Below are 13,086 nucleotides of genomic sequence, written 5' to 3' on the forward strand. Positions count from 1 at the left end.
TCTTTAAACCTAGTTTTAGTTTGAATGGGGTTAAACATCATATTTAAAATTTACTTTATAATTATTCAATTAAAATAGAAAAATATAAATATACTAACTTAATACTAGTTTATATTAATAAGTGGGGGAAGAATTATGATTATTAAAGTTAAATGGTTAATATTAATGGTTTTGTTTTCTTGTTTTTTGACTATGGGTGTGGTTTCTGCTGCTAATTTGACTGTGAGTGCGGGTGATAGTATCCAATCAGCAGTGAATAGTGCTTCTGAAAATGACACCATTATAGTGAATGATGATAATGGAACTAATTACACCTATACTGAAAATGTGGTGATCAATAAAAAGGTAAATTTACAAGCTGCTAGTAATTTAGTGACAGTTCAAGCTTTAAGTTCATCGAATCCTGTTTTCACAATTAACAATGAAGGCAGTGGTTCATCTATTCAAGGTTTAATAATAAATGGTCGTATTTGGTTAAATGATGCTGACAATTGCTTAATTTCGGGAAATATAATTAATTATAGTGCGGATCATGATATTCTAGTTACTTCTGGGGATAACAATAATATAACTGGAAACGTTTTCCTTAAACCATGTTATATGTCAATCTGTATTGAAAACTCATATAATAACAGCATATCCCATAACAATATCACCATTCAATATAGTCAAAGTTGCGGTATTGGTGTTTACTCTTCCAGTGTTTGCATTACAAAAAATAACATAATAAGCGCTAGTCAGTATATGGGAGGATATGGAATCTATTCAACCAATTCCAATATTACAGTAACGAGTAATACAATAATTGGTGATCTATGTTTAATATTATATAATTCATTCGGTACTATCAATTTTAACTGGATAGTAGGTAATATATACGGTGATTTTGGTGCTGTGAATGCAACTAATAACTGGTGGGGTTCTGGTGTTCCTGGTTTTGCAGGTTCTTGGTTGGTTTTAAATGTAACGGTAACTCCTTTGGTTACTAATGGTAATTTCACAGTTAATGTGGATTTAACTCATAATAATAATGGTGAGGATATATCTTCGATAGGATATATTCCTGATGGAACGCTTGTAGAAATTGATATCGTTGATATTAATGGAAGTTATTTCGGCGTTTATAAAACGGCATATGTGTATAATGGGAGGGCTGTTGTTAATTTTGGCCCTGAATTAACCACTTCTGGAATTTTTTTCATTGAAACTTGGCTTGATTCTGCATTTGTAGAAAATAATATCACTATAGATTTAAACCCGCCTGTTGTAAATGCCAGTCTTACAGGTGGAATATACAACTCTACAAAAACAGTGACATTAACTGCCAGTGACAATATTGATGCAAATCCTGTGATTTATTACAGCATCAATAACGGCACAACATGGAATAGTCACGTTAAAACTGTTACATTGAACCTTGTTCAAGGAGTAACAAATCTTAAATTTTATGCTTGTGATGCAGCTGGTAACAGTGGCACTAACCAAACTATAACTTATACCATTGATCTTATCGCACCAGCAGTAGCTGCTAATCCAGTAGGTGGAGTTTACAACACAACAAAAATAGTAACCCTAACCGCCACAGATAACCTCGACCCTAATCCAACCATCTATTACACAACCAATGGCAGTACACCCACAACCGCAAGCACAATATATACCAACCCCATCACCATAGCCAATACCACCACCTTAAAATTCATAGCAGTAGATAATGCAGGTAACCAAGGGCCTGTTAACACCAAACAATATATTTTTGGATTAATAGGAAATATTAATACAGGAATAAGTTATTCCAGTATTCAAGCAGCCATCGATGACCCATTAACACTAAATGGACATGTTATTGAAGTCTCAAACGGTACTTATACAGAAAATGTAGTGGTTAATAAAAATTTGACCATACTTTCTAGCGGTAATGTTACTGTGCAAGCATTGGATTCTTCGCATCCTGTTTTCACTATTAATAGTGGAGGTAGTGGATCTTTGATTCAGGGCTTTATTATCTCTGGATCTGTTAATTATTCAATCGGATTATTTTTAAATGGAACTTCAAACTGCACAATTAGTGGAAACAACATAACCAACAATTATTTTGGAATAACTACTCAAAACACTAAAACTGAAAATAACATTATAATGTATAATACTATAACCCTGAACCAAGGGAATGGATTAGCCATCAGAAACAGTGATAATTGTGTAATTTATGGGAATACAATAACAGACAATAACCTTGAGGGGAATGTTGACTTTGGTTTTGGTGGGGTGATTATTATAGAATCAAATAATTGTACTATTTATACTAACCTAATAATGGGTCATGCTGGTTTTGGAATTAGTATTTCAGATTCAAACAACATCTTAATTCAAAATAATCTGATCCCCGGAAATATGTATGGATTATATATTGAAGGTTGTGAAAATTGTACAGTTTATGAGAATTCAATAACTGAAGGTATCATAGGAATATGGAATTATTATTCATCACCAAATATTAGTTTTAACAGAATTGCTGCAAACACAGGATATGGGCTTTATAATGAGTATGGAAATGTTAATGCGAACAACAACTGGTGGGGTTCAAATAATCCTATAAATTCAACTAATATCCACAATGTAGTTGGAACTATAAACACTACCTCCTGGCTCATTCTGAGCATTAATGATTCAACTGTTAATTCTGGTGGAAATGCCAGCATAACTGCGGATCTAACCCACAATAACTTGGGACAGGATACTTCATTTTTGGGGCATGTTATAAAAGGTTTACCTATCACTTTCACCACAAGTTATGGGACGATTCTCACACCAGCCCTCACTTTTAATGGAAAGGCTGTGGCTATCTTGAATCTGGGCACAACATCATCTAGGACGGTTACGGTTAATACTTCATTGGATAATCAGACCGTGTCCCAGCAGATGGTTATTGCTCCGGGATCAGCAGTATTGAACATTACCAGCTCTGCACTGAATAGTACCACCCTTCAACCCATAAGTTTAATCTGTGATGTGCCTTTGAATAGTTCTGTGACCTGGCTCAGTGTGCTCTGGAAAAATACAGATCTATTCTATGGTGAACTGCAAGTAATAGTAAATGGCACAATAGTGAGCAGTACAGAGTATGTTAACCCCGGTTACAATACCTGGAAGAACAGTGGTTATCGTGATGATGTTTTCAGAGCAATCATATATGCAAACAACTATATATTACAGGATGGAATGGATCCAGAGGAGATACCAGCAAGCTTCTGGACGGATCTAACATCACTGTATAGTTTAAATAGCACTGAACTGCAGTTTGTCCAGAATCATCGGCTGGAATTTATGGACAGTCTAACAGTCCAATTAACATATCCTGGAGCAGATGCACCAGTGATGACGGTTACTGATCCTGCGACCAACAGCACAATCGATCTTAACTTCACTGGAGGCACTGTCCTCAGAACTAGCCCCATCATGTACATGGATGGTTTATTCGGGGCGGGTTATGAGGGTGTTAAGAGTTTTGCCATTGCCACCACCAAGGTCACTGATGAGATTGCTCAGTACTGGGCTGACCAAAAAAACGCCACTAATGCTTATGGAAACCTTCTCTACCCTCCAGGTGCGATGAAAGCAGCCTATGGAACGTTTTTCACATCTTTGATGATGATTTATTGCCATGATATTCTGGCAGATACAGCAGCAGAGGAATTTAATGTTACATGGAGTAGAACACATCCTGTAGCTGTTTCTGTGGGTGATGATGCCTATCAAACCTACCTGACACTGGAATGTGACCATAGTATGGGCATGACAGTCATCGGATCACTTAAAAACACTATACTATTCAATTCAGCATGTTCTTCACAGATTTCCACCATTGAATACGGAATCATGCGAAACCTGGATTTCACCTCCCAGTATGAAACTGTTTCCCTGGATGTAATGGGATCTGTGACTCGAGATATGTTTTATGCCTTCTGGACTGGGACAGACCTGGAGTTATTCACACAGAATGGTTACACTATCAAGAAATTGGTGGGTCGTGATGATCTGATATTGTTGTATGATCCTGAAACAGGCATTATGAGAGATATAAATACAGTTAATGGGTTTTGCGGTGCGTACTGCTTCCATGACCAAATAACAGAACAGTCTTATAATTTCTTTGATGATGTTTATAATAGTACATCAGATTTCAGGGAATGGGCAAATGATAGTGTAGAAGATTATAACTGGTTCATGAATCACTTCAACTGGGAAAAATTTTATCATATTGGGGGGAATGGTTTTCTTCTTATAGCAGCGGGTCTAGCTTTAACTGGTGAAATAATAGCAATTCCCGAAACTGTGGGAGGTTCAATTCTCTTAATGGGCCCTACAATTGTTACAATATATATGAGTGGAAATGACATGATCGATTGGGTGGATGAACCAACATTTAAGGAATAAATTTACTTTAGAAAGGAGGCAAATAATGAGATTTAAATTATCCTTGTTCTTAACATTTTTATATTCAATCATATTCTTAGGAATTTTTTTAATTTCAGGAAAACTATTATTTTTATTTGCTATTTCATTTGGAATTACTATTATGTTAGTAACGATCTTTATGAACAAGGATTATAGTATCTCATTATATTATTTGGGTTTTCTAGGTATAATTATATTTCAGGGACTAATATTAACATATATTTATCTTTTTCTTCCATTTTATAGAACCAACCTTCTATTTTATGGTATGTTTGGGATTTTCATAATTTACATTCTTTACTTCGCTTACTATTACCCTCGTAGATATAAATATAGAAAAATTCCTTGGTAAATATGTGGAATCAAAGGGGGTTGTCAAAAAAATGGATAAAATAAGTAATAGTCAAAAAAGGTATGGCTGTAATATGGGGAACATACCATGGTGATGTTTTCAGGGCAATTATATATGCAAATAATTATATATTACAGGATGGAATGGATCCAGGGGAGATATCCGCAAGCTTCTGGACGGATTTAACATCATCGTATAGTCTAACTAGTGCAGAATTGCAATTTATCCAGAATCATCGGCTGGAATTTATGGACAGTCTAACAGTCCAATTAACATATCCTGGAGCAGACGCACCTGAAATAACAGTCACTGATCCTGCGACCAACAGCACAATCGATCTTAACTTCACTGGAGATACTGTCCTCAGAACTAGCCCCATCATGTACATGGATGGTCTTTTGGCGGGTTATGAGGGTGTTAAGAGTTTCGCTATTGCCACCACCAAGGTCACTGATGAGATTGCTCAGTATTGGGCTGATCAGGAAAATGCCACGGATGCCTATGGAAACCTCCTCTACCCTGTAGGTGCGATGAAAGCAGCCTATGGGACGTTCTTCACCTCTTTAATGACAATTTACTGTCATGACATCCTGGCAGATGCAGCAGCAGAGGAATTTAATGTTACATGGAGTAGAACACATCCTGTAGCTGTTTTTGTGGGTGATGATGCCTACCAGACTTATTTAACACTTGAATGTGATCATAGTATGGGAATGATAGTTATAGGATCACTTAAAAACATTATACTCTTCAACTCAGCATGTTCTTCACAGATTTCCACTATTGAATACGGAATCATGCGAAACTTGGATTTCCTTTCCCAGTATGAAACTGTTTCCCTAGATGTAATGGGATCTGTGACACGGGACATGTTCTATGCCTTCTGGACTGGGACAGATATGAGGTTATTCACAGAGAATGGTTACACGGTAATAAAACTGGTGGGTCGTGATGATCTGATATTGTTGTATGATCCTGAGACTGGTATTATACGGGATATTAACACTGTGAATGGTTTTTGTGGAGCGTATTGTTTCCATAACCAGATCACTGATTCATCTTATGATCTTTTTGCAGGAGTTAAAAACAGCACATCTGATTATATGGATTGGGTGCATGAAAACATAGAAATTTTTAATCGTATAGTTGATATTGATTTTAATGGACAGAAATATTGGTATTTGGCGAAAACTTATGGTGCAATAGCATTTTTTGGCTTTGGTTTGTTAACAGGAAGTACAGAATACATAATTGCCGCAATTGCATTTGAATTAGTTATTAATCAAGGTTATAATGCTTTTTATGATCAGTTACTTCCTTCAATGGAGTTTTGGGATACTCCTTGGTTGGAAGTAAGAATTTACGGGAAAACAGTATTTGTGAGGCGTCATAGCTTGTTTGAATAAATTGTACAAGTATTTTAATATTTCTATAAAGAAAGGTGGTACCTAATGGAAAATAAAGTAATGAAGAGTGGAGATTATGCACTTATGGCATTGTTTTTTTTTACGGGCATTCTATGGATTCCCCAGAGTTTAGGAGCTGCAGCAGCATTTATTAGTGTGGGGTTAGTATGTTTAATAGTTGCCATCTTTAATTATAGGCAATATATGAACAGATCTATTTATTGGATTCTGGTTTTAATTATACTTTTCACAATTTTTATACCATTTACTTTAATCTTAGTGCCACCACCAATTGAGAATCTCTTATTAAAATACGGTCTAATAATTGGATTGTTTGTAATCTGTATTTGGATAGCATACATAAAAATGCAGAAGTTAGAAAAAAAATTCAATAAACCTTGAGTATTGAAATATGAAGGTGTTAAGAGTTTCGCCATTGCCACCACCAATGTAACCAATGAGGTGGTGTAGTACTGGTGGGATAAACAATCATTATATGCTCCCGGTGCAATGAAAGCAGCTTATGGAACTTTCCTCACATCTCTCCTAGTAATCAAATGCCATGACATGGTGGTGGATCAGGGTGCCGCTGCTTACAATGTTACTTGGAGTCGTACCACACCGGGGGTGGTTTTTTGCTGTGATGATGCAGTATCCTCATATATAATTGGTGAGATGGATCATCGTATGGGTATGGATGTAAAGGGCACAGTGGGTAATGTTTGGGCCTTTAGATTTGTCTGTTCTTCATCCTTTTCACCAATAGAAAATGAAATAGGGAATCTAGATGGAGACATTGCTTCAGTAACTCTGGTATAGGAGAACGCATCATTAATGATGAAATACCTGAATTGTTCTGCAGCAATGGTTATCTAATTTAGAACCACTAACATTTCTATACCACAAAAAAACACTACATAAATAGTCAGTGTCATTAAAACTAAATTTAAAAATTGGTTTAATATTAAAAAACTAAAAAAAAGGTAGTTGAACCTTGACTACACCGGTTAATACTCCTTAACCACGCCGATCACATAGCTTTTGGGAACCCATGTATTTAGAGGTGTCTTGGTAATGGTAATTACTTGTTTTACTCCGTTAACATATCGTGTCTGGCTTTCTACTTCAACATTTTTGTTGTCACTTTCCAGATAAACCTGGTCACCATTTATCTGTCCAACCCGTTTCACAATCAAGTTGTAATCAGGGTGATGTGCAACCACTATATCTCCCACCTTGAAATCAGATGTTTTCAACACTACAATACTTTGACCATCTTCTAAGGTGGGAACCATGGATGTTCCCTTAACCGTGGCAGGCATGGGTAGCTGATCTTCACCAAACTGGGATACAACCTTGACCTGAACTGTATAATTGTATTTGCTGGCTATGTTCTCCATATCCGTTTTGATGGATTCCACACTACTATCTGGATCCTCCACATCAGCCAATGCCTTAACCTTCATCTCATTAAGCATGGCTGAAGGCACCTCCCACCATGATGACGATTGAATAGTAACCGCTGTACCATTGGTCTCAACTGTAATCCCAGTGCTATTCTGGTTGGATAACACGTATCCAGCAGATCCGATTAATGCAATCAACACCAGTAATACAACAGTTAAGCCTAGTTTTAGTTTCAAATTAATCTCTCTCCACCATTAATTTGTCAATGATTTGTTTGGTTTCAGCTAAATTCAACTGTCCAGGGGCAGATCCTCCATTTAAAGCTGCATAAGTCAGGGGTGATCCGAAAAGTGGTGCCAAGACCCTGGTGTATCTTCCAATTTTACCCATGGCAATACCAATGGTGTTGTCAAACTGGTTAACCACCTGGAGCACGTTAAGTGTATCCTGCATATCCTGAGGCATGACCGCAAATTTCGCTATGGTCCCCAGCTTTTTTTCATTTTCAACGATCTTGAGAAGTTCTTTTAAAGGAGGAGTTCTCTGGAAATCATGGAAGGATATTATAGTTGACTTAGAAGCATTGATAACCTTCGAACGGAGTTTTTCATCAGTTTGAAGTTCTATGTCAACATAATCAACATGTTCGGCTGTTTCAATAAGGATCCTGGTTCTTTCATCTTCAGATCCTCTGAAATGTCCTCCTTCCTCCCTCATCCGGTTGGTGGCAATCAGGGGGAAGTTTATTTCTTCCATAAGATGAACGATCTTTTGCGGATCCGGGTCCAGAAGGGCATCTATTCTCAGCTCCAATATATCCACATCCATTTTAATAGCTTTTTCAGCTATTTTTAGGACATTTCGCCTGTCTTTCTGGAATATGGGAACGCAGATCAATGGTTTTGGAATCATGATATGCACATCTCAACTTCACCGAAAACATCTATGGTAATATTATTATTAGATTATATCAGGGGAATTAAGTTCATTAACATTCTATTTATTTATTTCCCCACATTACTAAATATATGGACAATGATGTTTTGACTGCAGATGCAAATTACATCGCCGTGTTTTAAGTCAACAGAAACCAGCAAAAAAAGAAGACAGATAAAAATCTATAAGAACAAGTATCCCCCATATCATTGCCTATAATTAATAATCCATGGATTTTATACAATTAATTAAAACATAATCAATCTAATTCCAAATTAGTTCAGGTGATTATTTGAAGATTACATCCATAGGTGCGGATATATCAGGAAACGATGTTTCCTGTAGCAAAACTTTAATTGAAAATGTCAAAAAGGATATTCCTGATTTACTGAAAATTGGAGCATACAAAGCAGCCCTCACCAATATCACTGGCGATGATGTGGTAATCAGCGCCTTTGTAGAAGATGAAAAACTGGTAGATGTTAACAGAGGTATTGTGGACATTCTCCGCAGTAACGCCGAAGACTTGGGAGATATCGAAGGAATATCACCTACCAGGGAAGAGGCTGGTGAAGGAGTTTCCTATGCTGAAGCAAATATAAGGCAGGACAGATATCCCGATGCTATTATCATTGCATTTGACACTTATGGTGGGGAATCATTTGTCCATAAAGTTGCTGATTCTGTAATGAAAGCTGCCCAAAGTATGGACAATGTGACAGATATAGGTGGGAGCAGTTTAAACCACAACAAGGAAATACCTGGTGTGGGATATGTTTCTGCCGAAACAGATGATCCTGTGGTGGTAACAACAGTGGAAGATATTGAAAGCATGGCAGTGGTAGGTGGGGCTATGATGGGAGCTGCACTTGGCAATAAAAATGTTTATCTGGTGCGTAGAGGATCCCCCTCCTATGTTATCCCGGGAAGTGTTATCATGTCCATCACCGCCTATATGAATGGTAATGTAATGGATCTGGCGGTTCCCCTTTCAGAAAAGATGAAGATATTAAAGGTTTGAATGGTTTCAAAGAAGTATATTATGTAAATTTTTATAAAAGGAAGTGGTTACAGTGATATTTCTCAACGAAGATACTAAATGTGTTGTGCAGGGCATTACCGGTAAACAGGGCTCTTTTCACACCAGGAGCATGTTGGAATATGATACCAATATCCTGGCAGGCACATCACCAGGTAAAGGGGGTCAGGAGTTTGAGGGAATTCCTGTCTACAATTCTATTGGAGAAATAACAGAACAGATGGATGTTAATGCATCTATAATATTTATCCCAGCCCCATTCGCCAAGGACGCTGCCTTCGAAGCCATATCCCAGTTGGAACTGGTGGTGATCATCACTGAACACATACCAGTACATGATTCCATGGAAATAGCTCAGTATGCTCGAAGAATGGGTTGTAAAGTAATCGGGCCCAACACTCCCGGTATCATAACACCAGGAGTTGGTAAACTTGGGATCATGCCCACACATATCTTTAATCCTGGAGATATAGGGATAGTTTCACGTAGTGGAACCCTTACCTATGAGGTGGCCAGTCAGATAACTCAGGCTGGTTTAGGGCAGAGCACCTGTCTCGGGATTGGAGGCGACCCTGTGGTAGGAATGGATTTTGCAGAAATATTGCAGAAATTCGAAGAAGACCCTGGTACTAAGGCTATGGCTATGATTGGAGAGATTGGAGGTAATGCTGAGGAAAAAGCTGCAGAATATATTGCTGAGAACATTACCAAACCAGTAGTGGCCTACATTGCAGGTAGAACCGCTCCACCAGGTAAAAGGATGGGGCATGCTGGAGCAATAATTGAGAGTAATGCTGGAACTGCTGAAACTAAGATGAAAGCCCTTAAAGCTGCAGGAGTTGAAGTAGCAGAACAACCATCACAGATTGCATCGGTAATGAAAGATATACTCTAAGGTGTATCGAGTAATAAATGGAATTCATTTTATTAAGTTAATGAAAAAGACAACTTTAAGAAAAATGGCCTAAAAAAATAAATAGTTCAGGGTGGTTTTATGGCAAAAAAAGAAGAAATTGTTGAAAAACTAACTAAAGGAGAGTTAAAACTTTACCAGGTTGAAGATTACACTGATAGCATCCAGGAAGCAGTTGAGGTGAGGAGAGAGTTTGCAGAACAAATATCTGGAGCCAGCCTCAAGCATGTTTCCAATTATTCGCTGGATATGGCCAGGGCCTTGAAAAAGAATATTGAGAACCCCATTGGAGTTGTGCAGATCCCGGTGGGACTGGTCGGACCACTCCAGATCAACGGTGAACATGCCCAGGGAGATTATTATGTTCCCCTGGCCACCTCTGAAGGGGCTCTGCTGGCTTCGGTTAACCGAGGATGTTCGGTTAGCAAAGCAGTTGGTGGCATCACCGTGCGCATAATAGATGATAAAATGACTCGTGCCCCAGTTATCCGGGCAGATTCGATCCAGAAAGCTCTTGAAGTAAAAGAATGGATTGAAAGGCATTTCATCGAACTTAAAGAGGCTTCAGAAAGTACCACACGTCATGGGAAGTTGTTGAAGGTTGACCCAGTTGTGGTGGTTGGTCGCTATGTTTATCCCCGTTTCACCTTCACCACTGGTGACAGTATGGGCATGAACATGGTCACCATAGCCACAGAAAAGGCCCTGGAAATATTAACCCGGGAAACCGGAGCCCATGTAGTGGCACTCAGTGGTAACCTGTGTACGGATAAGAAACCCTCTGCTCTGAATCTTATTGAAGGCCGTGGGAAGAGTATTGTTGCCGAAATAATCATTCCCAAAGACATTGTGGAAGAAAAACTTAAAACTACATCTGAGGCAATTGTAGAGGTTAATCAGGCGAAAAATCTCATTGGATCTGCTATTGCCGGTAACATGGGTTTCAATGCCCAGTACGCCAACATGATCGGTGCCATATTCCTGGCCACTGGACAGGATGAGGCCCATATTGTGGAGGGTAGTCTGGGAATAACCACTGCCGAAGAACAGAAGGGAGATCTGTACTTTTCTGTGACCCTGCCTGATGTTCCACTGGCAACAGTTGGGGGAGGAACCAGCTTGGAAACAGCCACCGAGTGCCTGCAGATCATGGGAGTTCATGGAGAAGGTAATGTGGCTAAATTTGCAGAAATCGTTGGTGCAACTGTCCTGGCAGGTGAACTATCCCTTATGGGTGCACTGGCTGCTGGTCATCTGGCAAGGGCTCATAAGGATTTGGGAAGAGGTTAATTGTAATGTTAACCCATGTTAAGGGATTATTATGAACAAAGAAATACTTAAAATAAAGGAAAAAGTTGTTAATGTTTTGCTCAAACATAACGTCAAAAAAGCAGCTTTTTTCGGATCAATAGTTCGAGATGAACTAACCGAGACCAGTGATCTTGATCTACTGATTGAATTTGAAGGTGATAAAAGCCTCTTAAATCTAGTTGACTTAAAATTAGAACTTGAAAAATGTTTAAATAGAAAAGTAGATGTTATCACATACAATTCATTGCATCCCCTTCTTAAAGAACGGATTTTGAAGGAACAGGAAGCAATAATATGAGTAAAGATCCTAAGGTATTCTTAGAACATATTCTGGAATCTATTGAACTTATTGAAGATTATACCAGTGAATTGGCCAAAGAAGATTTTCTTAACTCCGTGTTGTTACAAGATGCAATCATAAGAAGAATTGAAATTATTGGAGAAGCAATTAAAAATCTTCCTGAAGATCTGAAAAATAAGTATCCTGAAGTTCCTTGGAGGAATATTGCAGGAATGAGAGATGTTGTAGTTCATGAATACTTTGGAATAGATCTTGATCTGACCTGGAAAGTTGTTCAGAGTGATATTCCATATTTGAAGAGAAAAATTCTCAAGATAAAAGAAGAATTAGACTAATTTTAAATTTATTACACATCGGAGCAAATTGAATGAACATCCGCGAATTTATAAATGAATACTTTAAAATGAGTCGTTACGTGGCTCTGGGAACCATGGATGGAATACTGGCTGTGATGGGAGTTACCTTAACTGCCAGTGGTGTGGCTGGTGCAGCTGGTCTGGAAATTTCCAATTTCTCTGTTGGATTAACTGGTCTGGCAGGAGGCATAGCCCTGGCAATGTCCAATGCATTCGGTTCTTTTATTGGTGAACGGGCCGAAGAAGTGCGTACCATCCGAGATCTGGAGCATAAGATGATGCTGGATGAGGGTAAACTGGATGACACTCATATTCACCAGCAGGCTAAGAGGCGAATCTTCATGAGCATGTTCACCCACGGATTCAGCAGCTTCATTGGCTCATTCGTACCAGTACTACCTTTCCTGCTTATTTCTGATAAGATGACTGCCACCATATGCACCATCGTGCTCTGTTTCATTGCATTGATCATACTGGGTGTGTATTTAGGCCGTGTATCCCGTGAAAGTTTACTTAAAACCAGCCTTGAAATCGTGCTCATCGGTGTATTAATTGGTGTGGTCAGTTTCTTAATTGGTGGAGGGCATGGTTAACCATGACACATACC

Annotated in this window: 12 protein-coding genes; 10 read left to right on the forward strand and 2 right to left on the reverse strand. The window is 38.3% G+C overall.

Features of this window, described 5'->3' with window-relative positions:
• Positions 1–135: 135 nt before the first annotated feature.
• The 4 genes from J2743_RS05200 to J2743_RS05215 all read left to right on the forward strand — a co-directional run bounded on the left by J2743_RS05200 (position 136) and on the right by J2743_RS05215 (position 7,035).
• Entirely contained in the window at positions 136–4,437 is a 4,302-nt protein-coding gene (locus J2743_RS05200) for a chitobiase/beta-hexosaminidase C-terminal domain-containing protein (protein ID WP_209625502.1), read from the forward strand.
• A gap of 435 nt (positions 4,438–4,872) precedes the next feature.
• Positions 4,873–6,216, forward strand: a complete 1,344-nt coding sequence (locus J2743_RS05205) for a hypothetical protein (protein WP_209625503.1) — start codon at positions 4,873–4,875, stop codon at positions 6,214–6,216.
• 45 nt (positions 6,217–6,261) lie between these two features.
• On the forward strand, positions 6,262–6,618 hold the full coding sequence (locus J2743_RS05210; protein WP_209625504.1) for a hypothetical protein: 357 nt from the start codon (positions 6,262–6,264) through the stop codon (positions 6,616–6,618).
• Between the two features lie 108 nt (positions 6,619–6,726).
• A complete protein-coding gene (locus J2743_RS05215; RefSeq protein WP_209625505.1) occupies positions 6,727–7,035 on the forward strand; it encodes a hypothetical protein in 309 nt (102 codons plus the stop codon).
• 188 nt (positions 7,036–7,223) lie between these two features.
• Here J2743_RS05215 and J2743_RS05220 read toward each other — a convergent pair whose 3' ends face one another.
• Together J2743_RS05220 and aroD are read right to left on the reverse strand one after the other, a co-directional pair.
• The gene (locus J2743_RS05220; protein WP_209625506.1) at positions 7,224–7,859 is read right to left on the reverse strand and encodes a S24/S26 family peptidase; all 636 of its coding nucleotides are present in this window, start codon (positions 7,857–7,859) and stop codon (positions 7,224–7,226) included.
• Position 7,860: 1 nt separating this feature from the next.
• Positions 7,861–8,535 (reverse strand): type I 3-dehydroquinate dehydratase, encoded by a 675-nt coding sequence (gene aroD, locus J2743_RS05225; protein ID WP_209625570.1) that lies wholly within the window; start codon positions 8,533–8,535, stop codon positions 7,861–7,863.
• A 316-nt stretch (positions 8,536–8,851) separates the two neighbouring features.
• On the opposite strand from aroD, the gene J2743_RS05230 reads away from it, so the two are divergent.
• The 6 genes from J2743_RS05230 (at position 8,852) to J2743_RS05255 (ending at position 13,072) form a co-directional block, all read left to right on the forward strand.
• Positions 8,852–9,580, forward strand: a complete 729-nt coding sequence (locus J2743_RS05230; protein WP_209625507.1) for a hypothetical protein — start codon at positions 8,852–8,854, stop codon at positions 9,578–9,580.
• Positions 9,581–9,632: 52 nt separating this feature from the next.
• Positions 9,633–10,493 (forward strand): succinate--CoA ligase subunit alpha, encoded by an 861-nt coding sequence (gene sucD, locus J2743_RS05235; RefSeq protein WP_209625508.1) that lies wholly within the window; start codon positions 9,633–9,635, stop codon positions 10,491–10,493.
• A 99-nt stretch (positions 10,494–10,592) separates the two neighbouring features.
• Complete coding sequence (gene hmgA, locus J2743_RS05240; protein WP_209625509.1) at positions 10,593–11,801, forward strand: hydroxymethylglutaryl-CoA reductase (NADPH); 1,209 nt, start codon at positions 10,593–10,595, stop codon at positions 11,799–11,801.
• A 31-nt stretch (positions 11,802–11,832) separates the two neighbouring features.
• Positions 11,833–12,120 (forward strand): nucleotidyltransferase family protein, encoded by a 288-nt coding sequence (locus J2743_RS05245; protein WP_209625510.1) that lies wholly within the window; start codon positions 11,833–11,835, stop codon positions 12,118–12,120.
• Positions 12,117–12,458, forward strand: coding sequence for a HepT-like ribonuclease domain-containing protein (locus J2743_RS05250; protein ID WP_209625511.1), 342 nt, complete (start codon positions 12,117–12,119; stop codon positions 12,456–12,458). Before J2743_RS05245 ends, J2743_RS05250 begins: the two co-directional genes overlap by 4 nt.
• 32 nt (positions 12,459–12,490) lie before the next feature.
• Complete coding sequence (locus J2743_RS05255; RefSeq protein WP_209625512.1) at positions 12,491–13,072, forward strand: TIGR00267 family protein; 582 nt, start codon at positions 12,491–12,493, stop codon at positions 13,070–13,072.
• The last annotated feature ends 14 nt before the right edge of the window (positions 13,073–13,086 follow it).

It is taken from the genome of Methanobacterium petrolearium (assembly GCF_017873625.1).
Lineage (GTDB): Archaea > Methanobacteriota > Methanobacteria > Methanobacteriales > Methanobacteriaceae > Methanobacterium > Methanobacterium petrolearium.